We start from the raw sequence: 16,688 nt of genomic DNA, 5'->3' as shown, positions 1-16,688 counted from the left end.
CACTGTCAGTAATGCAAAAGGGGCGAAGAACCATGGGTTCTTCGCCCCTTTTTGTGTTTGGGTCGCCAACGGAGCTCGGCGGCCCACCCTCTCGGTTTCTGTGGGAGCGCCATCCCTGGCGAGATCCGCCGGTGGCGGTGCAACGGTTGATATTATTCGCGCCTGGAAAGGCGCTCCCACAGGGTCGGCAGCTGCCGTGCTTGTTCATGGGTTTGATCGCGACAGGAATGTCGCTCCTACAAGGGACGCGACGCCGCCTTCATCGGGTGCTCGGGGATCGATGATTGGGTTAGGCTGGTCGAGGAATAGCCACTACCGGCAGCAGAGGAGTCCATTCCACCCATTACCAGAGGCAAATCCCCCCCGGCCACCCTTCGTAAAGGGAGGAGTGTCGGACGGTATCTGCGTTCATCAGCGTTCATCGGCGGCTAATGCGGGGTGTGAAGTCCCCCCTTCGAAAAGGGGGGAGGGCAAGGGTTTGCTGCTCAGTGCTCATTCCTCATTGCCCCCGCCACTCCCTCCGGAACCGCAAACGGCGTCAGGGCGTTGTCTTTGAAGATGGCCTGCAATGCTTCGGGCGGTACCGCCTGTTTCCACCCTTCGTGAAAGCGGTCGGCGGCCAGGAGGATGCCGCAGGGGGTGAGACGCCCGGCCAAAACGGAGACCGCTTCCCGCAACTGCTCGGGACGGTGCAGCATGGGGCCGCCCAAAAGTCCGTTGCAAACGATAAGGTCGTACCCGCCCCCTCCCTTTCCCATCGACAGATCGTCCAGGTAGAACTGAAGCTCCGGCTTCCCGGCCTCCAGAAGGGGGGCGACCCGCTCCCGGTAGCCGTTCTGGCGGCATGGGTCGTGGGGGAAATAGGCGTGGGCGGCGGCGAAGAGTTCGAACGGCTCCAGCGTTGAGCCGTGCACGGCGCTGGCACCATCGTATCCTTGCCGTACCAACAGCTCGCCCAGGCCGTAGGTTCCCTCCCCGCTGCCGCAGGCGGCGTCGAGCACCTGGACCCGCCCCGCCCGCCGTTTGCGGGAGGAGAGCCACTCGCGGATCCACCCATACTGCCGCGGGTATCGGTCGAAACCGCCGCCGTAATGCCGGGGGAGGTAAAGGGAGAAGATCAACCGGGCCCGAGACCCAAAATCCAGGGCTGCCTCCCGCAGCACCTCCACCGGGTTCGCGGCGGGAAAGAGCGGTTCGGCCCGGACCAGCAGGTCGAGCCAAGTGGCGGCCCCATCCAGAACGCAGGGGGGAACCGCAAGGGGAAACCGGCAGCTGAGGCGTAGCAACTGCATCACGACCCTGCGCACCGATTCATAGGGGAAGGTGGCTTCGGTAAGGGAACGCATCTCGTGGGTCAGAACCAGCCCCGGGGCCCACAGCGGCAGGGGATAACTCGCCGCGTAGCTGCGGAAATCCTGGTCCAGGCGATCAAGTCTGCGCCCGATCCACGGGCCGAGAATCGATTCCGGGACGAGCAACTGGTCCAGTCGCTCCTGCACGACTGCGGCATCAAAGGTGGGAGCGAAAGAGAGCCGCACGTTAGATGCTCACGTTGTTGAGATCGAGGCGGCGGTAGCGCCAGCCGAAAACGAAGGCGCGGAAGAACCAGTCCACGACGAAGGCGCCCCATACCATGTAGAGGGAGAGATGCAGCGGGACCGCGGCGATGTAGGAGAGAAGGACCCGGATTCCCCACATCGCCGCCAGCGTGACCAGGAAGACAAAGTGGGTATCGCCGGTGCCGCGCAGGCTGCCGGCGTAGACGAAGGAAAGGGCCAGCGGCACCTGGGCGAAGGCGACCAGCCGCAGGAACATGCTCCCCTTCTCGATGACGTCCGGGTCCTGGGTGAAAAGCGAGATCAACTGGTGCGGCAGGAACAGGAACAAAAGTGCCATGAGCCCCATGACCAGGATGGCCAGGCGCAGCGCCTCGGTGTGGCTGATCCGGGCCCGGTTGATCTTACGGGCCCCCAGGGCCTGTCCCATCAGGGTCGCCGCGGCAATCCCCATCCCCGCGCCGGGCATGAAGGAAAGGGACTCGATGGAAAGCCCGATCTGGTGTGCGGCATAGGCGGAGGTGCCGTAGCCGATGATGAACTTGGAATAGAAGAGCTGGCCCGACTGCTGGGCCACCCGCTCCAGGGCGACCGGATACCCTACCCGCCAGATCTTGCGGAATAGCTGCAGGTCGGGCTTGCCGAACTTCAGGTACTTCATCCGGATCGCCTGCACCAGCAGGTAGAGGAAACCCACCATCTCGGAGATGTTGATGGCGTAGGCCGCGCCGGCAACGCCCATCCGGGGGAAGCCGAAGTGCCCGTAGATGAGCGGATAGGCGATGACGACATGGAGGATGTTGACCAGGATCACCCCTTCCATCGGGGTCCGGGTGTTACCGGTCCCCTGCATGATCGCGGAGAGGATGTTGAGCCCGGCGGTGAAGATGAAATAGAGAAAGACGAGCTTGATGTATTGCGAGGCATAGGTAAGAACGTCGGTCTGGGCGCCGATGAGACGGGCGATCTCGGTGCCGAACTGCATGCCGGCCACGGTGGCGACGATCGCCATCGCAGCGCAGGCCAGGCAGGCGGCAAACGCGGCCCGCCGGGCGGCAAGGTGCGCTCCCGCTCCCCAGAGATGTGCGATGACCACGGTGGTTCCGGTCGCGAGCCCCCAGAAGACCGTCATGACGACGAAGATCAGGAGCTGACCCAGACCGGTTGCCGCGATCGCGGCGGCGCCGAGTCCGCCGACCATGAAGATGTCGACGATGGATACCAGCCTTTGGAAGAGAGAGGAGAGGAGAACCGGCATGGAGAGGTTCGCTACGTTGCGGCGGATGGAGACCCGCTTCTGCCGGTTCCCGCTGATGGTGAAGATGCGTCTTTTCAAAGGTATTTCCTGGTTCCGGTGTATTAAGGCAGGGGTTAAAGTCCCCCTTTGGCAAAGGGGCCTTGCCACATCTTGTGCGCAAGCTCCAGCTTGGAAAGGTCAATCTTTGGGGAAGCTCCAGCTTCGCAAAGGCCATCTTTACAAAGCTGGAGCTTTGAACCTGTTTGCGTTCCCAAGGTGAACCTTGGGAACGAGGGCCATTCTTTCGTCAAAGGGGGGAGTTGGCGGTGGAGTTGTGGTCAGTCTTTAGGTTCCTGATCCAGCCCCAGGGCGTCGAGCTGCCCCAGAACGAAATTCTTGGCCCTGCCGGAAGGTGCGATGATGCCATAGGCCACCGCTTCTCTGAGTTCCGCTTCGGTTGCTCCCGCTTCCTTCGCGACCGCGAAGTGTTTCTTGAGTCAGTCGGGACAGCCGACCGCAACCGCGCAGCCGACACGGATCAACTCGCGATACTTGAGCGGGATCGCCTCTTCGTACTCGTAGTCGAGGATCTTCTTCTTGATTTTCATGCGAAACCTCCTTGAAAGCGGGTGTCGTGCTTCTTCCAGTTTCGTGTATACGGCAGGGAGTTATTACTACCACATTAGCCGCCGGCTGGGAATAGCGAGTTGACGTAAACGGAAGGTTCGCAAAGGGGTGGACGCGTGGGTCGTGCAGCGCCACGTGGAAATTAACGATAGTTCCCCGGAATTCGGGGAAGAACCATCAATCAAAATCGGGGCGTAAGGAGGTGCCGGTCAGCAGGTGGCGGCGCGGGTGTCGGAGAGGGCGATGGCGTACTCGGTGTCGGTGATGAAGATGTGGTTGGAGATCCAGTTCATCAAGAAGGCAAGAATGTCAAAGGAAACGCCCGTGCCGCCACTGCGGAAGGTTGCCTGGATTTCGGCGACCCGCCGGATGAAGTTCAGGTGCTCCGCCTCGTGCAGCGCGGAATCGCTATAGGATATTTCCTCGAACCAGCGCTCTTCGCAGTCAAAGTGGTACTTTGCGTAACGGAGCAGTTCATCGAGGACCTCGCCGATCCGCTCGCGGCTGGTTCCCTTCTTGATTTCCTCACAGGTAGTGTTGGTCAGCCGGACCAGTTGCTCGTGATGACGGTCAATCTCCGGCAATCCAAGAGCCAAGGCATCGGACCATTCGATCATTGCCATTTGCAGTGTTCCCTTCCGTTCAAGCAGTTGAGGCTAAGTGTAAATCGCGACCAGAATCAAGAATGTCGCTCCTGCCGATCATAGTAGGTCGCGTTGAGGCACGAAACGCGACAATCCCAGCGGAAGTCCGCTCCATCCGCCGTTTTGGCCGGCACGCCGTGGTCAGGTGGAGGTCGGGGGAGCCGGTGGCACCCATCTTATTCGTTACCGCCTGCGGCGGATCGCGCCTGGAAAGGCGCTCCCACAGTACGCCGCCGTGTGTCGCCAGCCGGTTAACATGCGTGGTGACGCGGGGGACAGGACCACCCTCAGGGTTACCGCCTGCGGCGGATCGCGCCTGGAACGGCGCTCCCACAGGGTACCCAGCACCGTTTTGAGAGGAACCCGATCCACCTTCGGAGGGGGACTCTCGCATACGCTCCTGGGATTTGTCAACCGTTCTCTCGGTTGTCGCTGCGGCAGCGCCCCGTTTCCGGGTCCAGTCCAGCTCTGCAGATAAGTGCCTGTTGTAGCGTCAAATCCGTACTTTTTAACTTGATCTTTTTTAGTTTTCGTGACATAAGAGGCAACCAAACAGGATCAAACAAGTCCTATTTGTCGTTTGAGTCGTTTCAGCAAGCTGGGGTACACGTATGGGACTCTCCATTTTCCTGAAGGCTAAGCCGGTTCGCCTTCAGTTCTTCATCTTCTTTTCCGCCCTCCTGATCTCCTTCGTAAGTTTCGCCACGGTGCTCGCCGTGACTTCCTTCGTCTTTCTCCAGGTGGTGGAAAACAACGCCACCCGGACCGCGCAGACCCTGTCGGCCCAGATCTACCAGTCGATCCCTCCCCTGATGCAGCGCGGCTGGCGGCGCGGGGAGTTCAACAAGCTCTTCAATCCCCCGTACCAGGGCAGTAACGCTCCCGTCTATTCGGTGAAGCTTTACCTCAACGACGTCGGTCGCCAGGACGGGCGCGCCTTTGAACGCTGCAACGACCAGTTGGCTCGTGCGGTGTTTCAAAGCGGCCGGATGCAGCAGCGCCAGGACGACTGCAGCCTGGAGACCTACTACCCGCTGCGTGCCGGGGAGGTCTGCGTCGGCTGTCATCCCCGCGCCCACACCGGAGACGTGCTGGGCGCCGTCTCGATCCGGCACAACATCGAGCCGATGATGCAGGAAGCGAAGCGCAACCTGCTCGGCATCTTCCTCGTTCTCTCCCCGCTCCCCTTCGGGATGACCTTCATGCTCTCCCGTTTCATGAACCGCAGGGTTACCAACGCCATCAACCACTTGCACAGCCAGGTGATCAAGGTCAACAGCGTCGACGACCTGAGCCGGCTGCAGCACCTCGACTTCACCCCGGGTTTCGTGGAGCTGGAGCAGATCTTCCAGGAGGTCGGCAAACTCGCCGACAAGATCCAGAGCATCTCCGTCGACAAGGACATCCTCGAGTTCGAGATCCAGATCCTGGAGAAGTTCATCATCACCTCGGAAATGGTCCGGGACTGGAAGGAGCACATCTGCAAGCTCCTGCTGGAGATCAACAAGGTCCTGGACGTCTGCACCATCTTCTGCATCTTCCACACCGAGGAGCGCCTGGATGTGGAGGTCTTCTGGCGCTGCAAGCCGACCGAGTCGACCCGGCTTGCGGTCGAAGGGCTCCTCATGCAGAAGGTGAAAGCGGCGGGGGACGCCGGCGACAAGCTGGTGCACGTGGAGCATACCGTCGCCAAGCGGGAGGGGACCTGCCCCGACCTCGACTGTGCCGCGTTCGAGCTGCAGACCAAGTCCCTCATCCTGGAGACCCCGCAGATCGGCGGCGTGGTGGGGATCGGGGTCCAGTCGGAGCTGGTGCGCGACGACATCCGGTCGCTGGTGATCGATTCGATCCTGACCACCCTGCTCAACGTCGTGGGGTCGATCAAGGCGATCTACAAGTACACCCACGACCTGGAGTACTACGCGACCCGCGACCCGCTGACCAACCTCTACAACCAGCGCGCCTTCTGGGAATTCCTCCATTACGAACTCAACCGCGCCGACCGGCACGACTACCGTCTGGCCCTGCTGGTGATCGACCTGGACAACTTCAAGAACATCAACGACACCTGGGGGCACACGGTCGGCGACCAGTACCTGACCGCGTTCGCCAACAAGGTGCACGACGTTTTGCGCAAAGGGGACAGCTTCTCGCGTTACGGCGGGGACGAATTCGTGGTCATCCTCCCCGAGGCGGACCAGGAGCAGGCCTACATGGTGGCGAACCGGGTCCGGGAGGCGGTGGAAGAGCTCTACATCGAGGCGCCGGACGGGGCGAAGCCGAAGGCGACCGTCTCCATCGGGATGGCGGTCTATCCGACCCACGCCCAAAACGAGAAGGACCTGTTCCTGTTTGCCGACAACATGGCCTACAAGGCGAAGGACCAGGGGAAAAACCGGGTTTTGGTGCCGCGGGAGGAGGACGTGCTGGAGGTCTTCCAGAAGGCGGGGGAGAACGCGCGGCTGGTCATGGACGCGATCGAGGAGGGGCTGTTTACCCCGTACTTCCAGCCCATTGCGCCGATCGGCCCCGAGAAGGAAGAGGCGTGCGAGGTCTTGTGCCGGATCGAGCGGAATGGCGAGGTGATTCCGGCAGGAGAGTTCATCGAGATCGCGGAGAACCTCGGCGTGGTATCGAAGCTCGACCTGATCGTGCTGGAAAAGGCGTTTGCCGAGGTGGTCCGGGTGGATTACCGCGGCTATCTGTTCGTGAACCTCTCGCCCAAATGCATCATCCTGCAGGAGTTCATCCCGGCCATCATCACCATGGCCCGCCGGTACGGCATACCGCACGAGAAGATCGTCTTCGAGCTCACCGAGCGCGAGACGGTGAAGAACATCTCCCTTTTGGAACAGTTCGTCCGGGAGCTGAAGTTCCAGGGGTTCAAGTTCGCCATCGACGACTTCGGCTCGGGATACTCCTCGTTCCAGTACATCCGCCGCTTCCCGATCGACTTCGTGAAGATCGAAGGGGTCTTCGTCCAGAACATGCTGAGCAATGCCAAGGACCTCGCCTTCGTCAAGACGCTCGCCATCCTGGCGCGGGAGTTCGGGATCTCGACCATCGCGGAGTACGTGGAAAGCCGCGAGATCCTGGCGGCGCTGGAGGAGATGGAGATCGACTACGCGCAGGGGTACTACATCGGGACTCCGTCGCCGGACCTGCAGGCGGTCTGCCAATCAGCAACGGCACGCATAACGTTTCCCTGACGGGATGGGTTGGGTTGCGGGGGATGTGGGAAGGTGAAATGTGTGGAAGCGCCTTTCCAGGCGCGATGGTGATGGCTGCAGCGCGAATGGCGCTACCACATTGAGGTGCCGGTTGTACTGAGTGGCCAGGGGGGAATGCACATGAAAAACGGGGAATTCGGATCCGAATTCAGCAGCGTGCCGCAGGACTTTTCCAACGCAAAACTGATCGATCGTACCTGGTGCGGGGAGCGGTCCGCCACCTCCCTGGCCCATTGCCGGTTCGCCGCGGCACCTCTTGCCGCACAACGACAAGGCGGATGCCGCCGCAATCTTTCTCCAGGATCAGCGCTGTCCTGCCGGCCGAGCCGGTAGGGGGAGGCCGCGTAGCCCCGCCCCCTCGACCATTCCCTTCCTTCACGGTTTCCCGGCCGCGACCTTGGCCAAGCTCACGATATCCGGGACCGCCTGGCCGACAGCCCCTTCCAACGCCTTCTGCAAGACGACCGGCAACTCCTCGCTGCGGTCTCTCGGGTAGCTCTCCTGGTACCCGGCATGATATTCGGTCCGCTTCGCCAGTTGTCCCCCCTGCCACAGCTCGACCTGCATCGACACCTTCGCCTTGGTGGTGACGGCATACCAGGTCGTTTCCTCGTCGACGTCGATGGTAACGTCATGCAGCCGCAGGTAGAGTTCGGTCACCGATTCGGGGGGGAGTTCCCCGGTGGAGAGCTGGTACCCGGCCTGCTGCAGCTCCTGCATCAAGGCATCGTTTACCTGATCCCGCGGCGAGATCGCCGAGGTGATTTCGTCGAGCTGCCCCCCCTCCTTTTCCCGAACCCGTCCGATGACCCACCGCACCGGGGGGGGATTGTCCGCGTTGCAAAAGACCTTCGGGGTGGCCAGATAGATCCTGCCGCTGCTCCCCTTGGCGGCCCGCGTCTGGGGCTGGTACATGAGATCGACCCGGTGCGGCACCGCCGAGCAGCCGGTAAGAACGGCGAGCCCCAGGAAAACCATCGCTATCGTCTTGGAACGCATTGAACTCTCCTTAGCGGCACGGGCCAAGCTGGTGAGAATTGCCGTGGCAGCTCGAGCCCCTACCCTCGCTTGATTCTACATCTGTCTGTTTTCTCAAAGGTATTTTGTGTGTGGTGCAGCCATGGGAAACAGCCCTTCGTGAACTGTGAACGTCCACCGCGGCTCGATTGACAGGGAAGAGGGGGCGGTGTAGATTGTTGATGCGCATTGGTGATGCGCATTGTTGCCGGTCGGAACGGAGGAGGTCATATGGAACGTGCTCCTGAAGAAGGAAAAGTAAAGAAAAAGGCTACCAACCTGTCCATTCGTGAAGACCTGCTCGGGATCGCCCGACAGGACGGCCTGAACCTGTCAAATTTGCTGGAGAGCGCGTTAATCGATTACTGCAGGAGAAAAAAGGAAGCACAATGGCTGGAGGAAAACCAGCCGGGAATTACGGCATACAACGAGCGCATCGATGGGAACGGTGTCTTTGGAGCCAAGTACCGGAGGTTCTGATGGCCCAACTCGACGTCTACCTTAATCCCGATGAAGCCACAAAGCGTGATGTCCCTTTCATCCTGGACGTACAGCATTCCCTTCACCTGCAATTACGCACGCGCATCGTGATCCCCCTGGTTCGTACGAGCGCCCAAAGCGCCATCCTGGCCACCCTTTGTCCAACCTTCCTCATCGATGGCCAGAGCGTCTTTGCATCGGTTCCGGAGCTGACGTCGTTTCCGGTTCAAGAGCTGGGCATGCCGATAATCAACTTGGAGGATCGGAGGTCTGAGCTCTTTGCTGCTATCGACTTCCTGTTGAATGGCTTCTAGACCAGAGAAAAGCGTGCCACCAGGTAGCACGCTTTTTCCAGGTCCCATCCCTTAAAGCACGTCCCCTCAGATGAACAGGTTTGCGTCCGCCTTTTCCGAGGCCTCCAGGTAGGCGGCCACCCCCCCCAGTTCCACCCCGTCGATCAGTTCCTCGTGGCGGATCCCCATCAGGTCCATCGACATCTGGCACGCCACCAGCCGTGCCCCACCGGCCAGCGCCAGCTCTATCATCTCCTCCAGCGCCGGAACGTTCTTGTTCTTCATGATCCCCTTGATCAGGGCGTCCCCCATCCCTCCCATGCTCATCCGGGAGAGCGACAGCTTCCGGCTGCCGCGCGGCATCATCAGCTCGAACGCCTTCTCGATCAGGTTCTTGCCCGTGGCGAGCGCGACCGGCTCGTGCCGGCGCAACACGTTCAGGCCCCAGAAGGTGAAGAACATGGTTACCTTGCGCCCCATGGCGAGGGCGCCGTTGGCGATGACGAAGCTCGCCAGCGCCTTGTCCAGGTCCCCCGAGAAGACGACGATGGTCTTGTCGTTGCCGCGTCCGGGGAGCGGTGCGGGGAGGCCGTTACCCTTCACGATGACCGCCCGGATGATCCCCTTTTCCGCGGTGATCTCGGCGAGGATGTTCCCGGTCGAGTTGGCCCAGGACTCGGCGTCCTTGTAAAAGCCGGCGTCGCTGGCGCTGATCGCGACCGCCTCGCCGGGGGAGATGGCGTCGATCTCCTTTTTCAGGCGCATGATCGGCCCGGGGCACTGCAGCCCGCAGGCGTTGACTTCGACGACCCGGCGGGCCGGTACTGACGATGCTTCCATGGCTTTTCTATCCTTTATCGAGGCAACCGGGCAAACCGTATCGAGCTCGTCGCTCGAGGTGGTCGCCAGGCACCAGGTGTCGTATCCCCCGGAGAGATTGCAGCAGTCGGTGATGCCGGCCGCGGAGAGGATCCGGCAGGCAAGATAGCCGCGCAGCCCGACCTTGCAGAAGACGATCACCGGTTTTTGAGGCGGCAGCTCCCCGATCCGGGCGCGCAGCTCGTCGAGCGGGATGTTGATCGCCCCGGCGATGCTTCCCCCTTTGAACTCCTCGACGGTCCGGACGTCGAGGAGGGTGACCTTGGTGCGGTCGATCTGCTGCAGCGCGCGCCAGCCGATCACCTGCAGCAGGCCGTCCAGGATGTTCTGCGCCGCGAAGCCGGCCATGTTGACCGGATCCTTGGCGGAGGAGTACGGCGGGGCGTAGGCGTGCTCGATCTCGGTCAGGTCGTCGACGGTCATCTTCCCCTTGATGGCAGCGGCGATGACGTCGATCCGCTTGTCCACCCCGCCGTAGCCGACGCACTGGGCGCCGAGCACCCGGCGGTCCTTGGGGGAGAAGATCAGCTTGAAGGTGAGCGGGGCGGCGCCGGGATAGTAGCCGGCGTGATCGTTGGGATGGACGATGACCGACTGGCAGGCGATCCCTTCGGCGCGGCAGAGTTTTTCGGTGAGGCCGGTGACCCCGACGTCGAGGTCGAAGACCTTGGCGATGGCGGTCCCCATGGTGCCGCCGTAGCTTCTCGGGCGGTTGCCGTGCATGTTGTCCGCGGCGATGCGCCCCTGCTTGTTGGCCGGTCCGGCCAGCGGGATCGCGGTCTGTTTCCCGGTCAGGGGATTGACCACCTCGATGGCGTCGCCGGCGGCGTAGATCCCTGCGCTGCCGGTGCGGAGCGTATCGTCGACGATGATGTGCCCCCGCTCCCCGAGCTTGATCCCCGATCCCTTCAAAAAGTCGGTGTTGGGGCGCACCCCGATGGAAAGGAGCACCAGGTCCGCGGCAACCGCCTTGCCGCTGGCCAGGGTGGCGGTGACTCCCCCCTCGGGGTTGGCCGCGAAGGAGGCGACCGCATCCTTGAGGTGGAAGGGGACCTTCTTCATGAGCAGTTCGCGGTGCACCACGGCCGCCATCTCGTAGTCGATCACGGAAAGCGCCTGCTCGGCCATCTCCACGACGGTGACCTCGATCCCACGGGCGTGGAGGTTTTCAGCCATCTCCAGGCCGATGAAGCCGGCGCCGACCACCAGGGCGCGCTTGACGGCGCCGTCGTCCACCATCTGACGCAGCCGGTCGGTGTCGGGGATGGTCCAGAGGGTGTGGATGGCAGGGTGGTCCGCTCCGGCAATGGCGGGCTTGACCGGGGAGCCGCCCGGGGCGAGCAGCAGGTTGTCGTAGGAAAGGTCGTACTCCCGGCCGCTTTTGAGCTCCCGCACCTTGACCGTGCGTTTCGTGGGATCGACGGCGATCGCCTCGGAACCGGTCCGCACGTCCACGTTGAAGCGCTGGTGAAAGGACGCCGGGGTCTGCAGGAGCAGGGCGCTCCGCTCGGTGATGACGTCGCCAATATAATAAGGAAGGCCGCAGTTGGCGTAGGAAACGTAGTCGCCCCGTTCCAGGACGACGATCTCGGCCTGTTCGTCCAGCCGTCTCAGCCGTGCCGCCGCCGACATGCCCGCGGCGACCCCGCCGATGATTACATACTTCTTCACGTGCTTAACTCCAAGTATAGATATATTGCTATCCCGCTATACGACGTAGCATCAAGCTTTTACCCCGTTGCGGGTGCCGGTGTCAAGAAATCCCTGTCCGCTCAGGCCGGTAGCGGAACGAAATATCACGACAGACTGGGGCGTTCGCGTTACGGCGCCCGGGGGAGAACCGTTTTTTCACGTTTCTTGCACAATTCTCGGCCGCCGGACCGCGGTGATCGCGCCACGTGCGGCATCGCCGGTTCGATCGGCCGGGAAACCTGTGGCACCCGCGAAGCGAGGTACAATTTCCCGTAAGAGATCGGCCATTTGGTCAGGACAAATTCTTTCAATACCTGACCTCGCACTAATCACGTTTCCCGCCAGCAACACCTCTGATTCCCACCTCCGTACCTGGCTCCGCGAACCCGCTGCAGTTCTGCCGTATCACGATTGGCCTATCCCGAAAGCAAGCTCTCTGTATTCCGACTTTCCTTCCCATTGCGCAGGCGCCTAGCCCGGCGGGAAGGCCCGCTCCGCACCGGGGACCCAAAGCCCCAGATTGCGAAGCGCTGCCTTTGCACGTTTTCACGGTGCCGACTGCCCCGCCCGGGTGGCATGGGCCGCTCCGGCAGCAGTGTACCTGCAACAGGACAATCATCGGGCACTTTCGGTGCCCGATGAGGGGGTGTGACATGACGGTCAGAACGTTATTTTTGCTGGGGATCATCTTCGCGCTGCTGACAGGAGCGCTCAGCGCGCTCCCCGCCCGGGGCGATGTCCTGAACGGGCACAACGTGGTACTGGACGGCAGCGGGGCGATCGTCCCCTGGAGCACCGATCCGGCCCTGGGCTACGACGAGGTCACCCGGCTTGCCTGGAACTACCTGGTGCACAGCGTTCCCAACGATCCGGCCACCGGCATGCCGATGTACTACAGCCGCAGCGATCTCTACCCGGATACCCAGCAGGCGATCAACTGGCCCAGCAACCCGGCGGGGATGTACGCCATGCTGGTCGAGTCGGCCCTGAAGTACTACGCGTACTCGGGGGATCTGGGGCCGGTGCAGCTTGCCGAAAACGTGGCGACGGCACTTCTGGACCATGGCATGACCACCGCCGGCTGGGCCTGGGCCAACGTCCCCTATGCCAGCGGCGACTCGGGCTCGCTCACCTATCGTGGGGCCTCCTACGGTGACACGAGCGGGATCGGGGACGGCACCGGCGCCATCGAACCGGACAAGCTCGGGGAGATGGGGGCGGCCTGGCTGCAGCTGTATCGTTTCGACGGCAACACGAGGTTTCGCGACGCTGCCGTCGCGGCGGCCGATGCCCTGGCGGCGCACGTACGGGCCGGAAACGCCACCCAGTCCCCGTGGCCTTTCCGCGTCTATGCCCAAAGCGGGACGGTACGCGAGGAGTACTGCGCCGACGTCATCGGCCCGATCGCCCTCTTCGACGGACTGATCGGCCTGGGGTTGGGAAACACCGCGGCTTACGCAACGGCCCGGCAGACCGCCTGGACCTGGCTGATGACCTACCCGATGCAGAACAACGTCTGGGCGAACTATTTCGAGGACATGGCGCTCCGCTCCGACACCACCAATGTGAACAACTACAACGCGCTGATGACCGCCCGCTATCTCCTGGAGCATCCCGAGTTCGATTCGTCCTGGGAAACCAAGGTAAGGGGCATTATCTCCTGGGTCGAGACCACCTTCGGCGTCCCCGCCTACGGGGCGACGACCATTTCCGAGCAGGCCCTGTTCTGGCACCCGATGGGAAGCCACACCTCCCGCTATGCCTCGGTCAATGCGCTTCTCTATGAAAAGACCGCCGATCCGGCGGCCCGGGAAAAGGGATACCGCGCCCTGAACTGGGCCACCTACATGGCGCGCCCCAGCGGCGTCGTCATCGACGGGCCGGAGGTGAACACCCAGTGGTTCACCGACGGGTACGGCGATTACGTCCGCCATTTCCTGACCGCGATGGGGGCGGTTCCCGAATGGGCGCCGGCCGGCGTCAACCACCTGTTGCGCTCAACTTCCGTCGTGAAAAGTGTGACTTACGCGCCGCTGTCGATCACCTACACCACCGCGGATCCCGCCTCGACCGAGGTGCTGCGCACCATATCCATGCCCGTTTCGGTGAGCGCCGACGGCGTTTCTTTGCCGCAGCGCTCCGACCTGACCGCGGCGGGCTGGACCTTCGACCCGGCGCTGAAGGTGCTGCGGATCCGCCACGATGCCGGGACAACGGTGGCGATTACCCAGGCCGTCGCCTCGATCGCCGTTACCCCGACCGGCCAGGCCCTCAGCACCGGCGCCAAGCTGCAACTGCAAGCCACGGGAACCTTCCCCGATGACGGTCCCATCGACGTCACCGCGCTGGCGGCCTGGTCCTCTTCCGACAACGCGGTCGCGACCGTCAACGCTTCCGGCCTGGTGACCGGGGTGGCGCCGGGGACCGCCACTATCACGGCGAGCCTCGGGGGAGTGACCGGCACGGCGAGCTTGACGGTCCAGGCCGAGCCGCTGGCCATTACGACGACGGTACTGCCGGGAGCTACACTCGGCGTGCCTTATGCGACGACCCTCGCCGCGACCGGGGGGATTTTGCCGTACGCCTGGTCGGTGGCCGATGGAGTGCTCCCCCCGGGGCTCAGCCTCGATCGGAGCAGAGGGACCTTATCCGGCACCCCTGCCGCCGCCGGGAGCTTCACGTTCACCATAGAGGCCGCCGATGCGAGCACCCCGGCGCAGACGGCGCGGAAGGGGTTCGGCATTGCCGTGGCGGGGCTTTCGACCATCTGGCCCGCCGGCGCCGTCCCGGGGGTCGTGGACAGTGGTCCGGACAGCCCGGTGGAACTGGGGGTGAAGTTTCGCTCCGACTCCAGTGGCTACGTCCTGGGGATCCGCTATTACAAGGCGGCCCGCAACACCGGCACCCACGTGGCCAATCTCTGGAGCACCAACGGTACGCGGATGGCGACCGCGACCTTTACCGGTGAAGGCGCCTCCGGTTGGCAGCAGGTGAATTTCGCGACCCCCGTGCCGGTAACCGGCGGCACCGTCTACGTCGCCTCCTACCATACCAATGCCGGTTACTACAGCTGCGACCAGTACTTCTTTTCCGGCAAGGGGGTGGATGCTCCGCCGCTGCATGCGCTGGCCGACGGGAGTGCCGGGGGGGACGGCGTCTATGCCTACGGGACCAACAGCAGCTACCCGAGCCAGAGCTGGCGCAGCGCCAACTACTGGGTCGACGTGGTCTACTCGGCCGTTCCCCCGGCCGATACCACGGCGCCGACCGTGACGGCATTCACGCTGCCGGCCAGTTCGACCTCGCTGACCGTTGCCCTATCCATTGCGGCGACCGACAACGTCGGGGTAACCGGCTTCCTGGTTACCGGCTCGGCCGCTGTCCCGTCGCCCGACGCGGCCGGGTGGAGTCTCAGCGCGCCCACCTCCTATACCTTCACCACCCAGGGGAGCCAGACTCTTTACGCCTGGGCCAAGGACGCCGCCGGAAACGTCTCGGCCGGCCGCAGCGCCACCGTGCTCGTCGATGCCACCGTGCCGACGGTCACCGCGTTCACCCTCCCGGCCAGTGCCACCTCCCTGACGGTGCCGATCACCACCTTCACCGCCGCCGACAACATCGGGATCTCCGGCTACCTGGTCACCGAATCGGCCACCCCGCCGGCGGCGAACGCGGCCGGATGGAGTGCCGCGGCTCCGGCCTCCTTTACCTTCGCTTCGGCGGGAAACAAGACCCTCTACGCCTGGGCCAAAGACACGGTGGGTAACGTGTCGCAGCCGCTTTCCGGGCAGGTCGTAGTGAGCGTTCCCGATACGACGGCGCCGACCGTCACCGCCTTCACCGTCCCGGGCACCTCCGGCTCGTACACCGTCGCGATCTCTTCGTTCACCGCGACCGACAACATCGGCGTCACCGGCTACCTCGTCACCGAGTCGGCGACCCGCCCCGCACCAGGCGCTGCCTGGAGCATAACCGCGCCGACAGCGTATAGCTTTGCCTCGGAAGGAAGGAAAACCCTGTACGCCTGGGCGACCGATGCCGCCGGTAACGTCTCGGCCTCGCGCAGCGCTTCCGTCATCGTGGACCTGACGCCGCCTACCGTGCCGACCGGACTGACCGCCAGCGCGGCCTCGGCGACCGTGGTCAACCTCGCCTGGACCGCATCGACCGACGTCATCGGGGTTGCCGGTTACCGCATCCTGCGCGGCGGTGTCCAGATCGGTACCAGTGCAACCACAAGCTATGTCGACGCGACCGCGGCACCGGCTACCGCTTACAGCTACACGGTCCGGGCCTATGATGCGACGGGCAACGTGTCGGCCGATTCCACATCGGCCACCGTCACCACCCCAGCGGCGTCGTCGGCTCCGGTACTCGACGTCGCCGTCACGACCAAACAGTCCAACAGAACCACCACCATCACTTCGCCCCGGTTCTCCACCGCTCAGCCGAACGAGTTCCTGGTCGCCTTCATCGCCTCCGATGGTCCCAATCGTGCGGGGAGCCAGCTGATATCCTCCGTCTCCGGCGGCAGCCTCACCTGGACCCTGCAGGCCCGGGCCAATGGCCAGGCGGGAACCGCCGAGATCTGGACGGCACGGGCGACAACGGCGCTCACCAACGTCACCGTTACCGCACGACGGCAGACGTCGGCCGCGTGCGGCATGATCACCGTGGCTGCGTTCCGGGGGGCAAGCTCGACCGTCAATGGTGCGGCGGCCAGCGCCAGCGCCGCCAGCGGTGCACCGACGATCACCCTGGCCAGCACCCGAGCGGGCTCGATCGTCTGGGCCGTGGGCGATGACTGGGATCATGCCGTTGCGCGGACGGTCGCGGCAGGCCAAGTGGAGCTGACCGAGTACCTGGCGCCGGTGGGGGATACCTTCTGGGTTCAGTACCGCAGCGCGCCGACGGCTTCGGCCGGTGAGTCCGTTACCCTCTCCTGCACCGCGCCCTCCAGCGACCGATGGAACTTCGCGGCAATCGAAATCGTGCCGCAGTAACGATGACGGATGCGGGGGGCGCCACGGTAT

At 63.4% G+C, this 16,688-nt stretch carries 10 protein-coding genes; 4 read left to right on the top strand and 6 right to left on the bottom strand.

Annotated elements, in window-relative coordinates; translation table 11 throughout:
- Positions 1–485: 485 nt before the first annotated feature.
- From JFN93_RS13635 to JFN93_RS13625, 4 genes are all read right to left on the bottom strand, one after another.
- A complete protein-coding gene (locus JFN93_RS13635) occupies positions 486–1,538 on the bottom strand; it encodes a methyltransferase domain-containing protein (protein ID WP_199384644.1) in 1,053 nt (350 codons plus the stop codon).
- A gap of 1 nt (position 1,539) precedes the next feature.
- Complete coding sequence (locus JFN93_RS13630; protein WP_236021712.1) at positions 1,540–2,892, bottom strand: MATE family efflux transporter; 1,353 nt, start codon at positions 2,890–2,892, stop codon at positions 1,540–1,542.
- Positions 2,893–3,131: 239 nt separating this feature from the next.
- Entirely contained in the window at positions 3,132–3,401 is a 270-nt protein-coding gene (locus JFN93_RS25810; RefSeq protein WP_268898818.1) for a GSU3128 family (seleno)protein, read from the bottom strand.
- 228 nt (positions 3,402–3,629) lie between these two features.
- Positions 3,630–4,043, bottom strand: coding sequence for a bacteriohemerythrin (locus JFN93_RS13625; RefSeq protein WP_199384643.1), 414 nt, complete (start codon positions 4,041–4,043; stop codon positions 3,630–3,632).
- Positions 4,044–4,675: 632 nt separating this feature from the next.
- Between JFN93_RS13625 and JFN93_RS13620 the strand changes: the two genes are divergently transcribed.
- A complete protein-coding gene (locus tag JFN93_RS13620) occupies positions 4,676–7,273 on the top strand; it encodes a putative bifunctional diguanylate cyclase/phosphodiesterase (protein WP_199384642.1) in 2,598 nt (865 codons plus the stop codon).
- 396 nt (positions 7,274–7,669) lie between these two features.
- On the opposite strand, the gene JFN93_RS13615 is transcribed toward JFN93_RS13620, so the two are convergent.
- Positions 7,670–8,293 (bottom strand): YajG family lipoprotein, encoded by a 624-nt coding sequence (locus JFN93_RS13615; protein ID WP_199384641.1) that lies wholly within the window; start codon positions 8,291–8,293, stop codon positions 7,670–7,672.
- 249 nt (positions 8,294–8,542) lie between these two features.
- On the opposite strand from JFN93_RS13615, the gene JFN93_RS13610 reads away from it, so the two are divergent.
- Both JFN93_RS13610 and JFN93_RS13605 read left to right on the top strand, forming a co-directional pair.
- A complete protein-coding gene (locus tag JFN93_RS13610) occupies positions 8,543–8,791 on the top strand; it encodes a type II toxin-antitoxin system CcdA family antitoxin (RefSeq protein WP_199384640.1) in 249 nt (82 codons plus the stop codon).
- The gene (locus JFN93_RS13605) at positions 8,791–9,105 is read left to right on the top strand and encodes a CcdB family protein (protein ID WP_199384639.1); all 315 of its coding nucleotides are present in this window, start codon (positions 8,791–8,793) and stop codon (positions 9,103–9,105) included. The genes JFN93_RS13610 and JFN93_RS13605 overlap by 1 nt, the downstream gene beginning before the upstream one ends.
- 66 nt (positions 9,106–9,171) lie before the next feature.
- Here JFN93_RS13605 and JFN93_RS25955 read toward each other — a convergent pair whose 3' ends face one another.
- Positions 9,172–11,634, bottom strand: a complete 2,463-nt coding sequence (locus tag JFN93_RS25955) for an FAD-dependent oxidoreductase (protein ID WP_199384638.1) — start codon at positions 11,632–11,634, stop codon at positions 9,172–9,174.
- Positions 11,635–12,308: 674 nt separating this feature from the next.
- Here JFN93_RS25955 and JFN93_RS13595 point away from each other — a divergent pair.
- Complete coding sequence (locus JFN93_RS13595) at positions 12,309–16,658, top strand: DUF4082 domain-containing protein (protein ID WP_199384637.1); 4,350 nt, start codon at positions 12,309–12,311, stop codon at positions 16,656–16,658.
- Positions 16,659–16,688 lie beyond the last annotated feature (30 nt).

Source organism: Geomesophilobacter sediminis (assembly GCF_016458275.1).
Taxonomy (GTDB): domain Bacteria; phylum Desulfobacterota; class Desulfuromonadia; order Geobacterales; family Geobacteraceae; genus Geomesophilobacter; species Geomesophilobacter sediminis.
The sequence above is the reverse complement of the archived record's forward strand: the minus strand, read 5'-3'. Positions and strand labels throughout refer to the sequence as shown.

Coding starts and splice junctions, on each gene's coding strand:
- JFN93_RS13595 (WP_199384637.1), top strand. CDS start 12,309: ATGACGGTCAGAACGTTATTTTTGCTGGGGATCATCTTCGCGCTGCTG.
- JFN93_RS13605 (WP_199384639.1), top strand. CDS start 8,791: ATGGCCCAACTCGACGTCTACCTTAATCCCGATGAAGCCACAAAGCGT.
- JFN93_RS13610 (WP_199384640.1), top strand. CDS start 8,543: ATGGAACGTGCTCCTGAAGAAGGAAAAGTAAAGAAAAAGGCTACCAAC.
- JFN93_RS13615 (WP_199384641.1), bottom strand. CDS start 8,293: ATGCGTTCCAAGACGATAGCGATGGTTTTCCTGGGGCTCGCCGTTCTT.
- JFN93_RS13625 (WP_199384643.1), bottom strand. CDS start 4,043: ATGGCAATGATCGAATGGTCCGATGCCTTGGCTCTTGGATTGCCGGAG.
- JFN93_RS13620 (WP_199384642.1), top strand. CDS start 4,676: ATGGGACTCTCCATTTTCCTGAAGGCTAAGCCGGTTCGCCTTCAGTTC.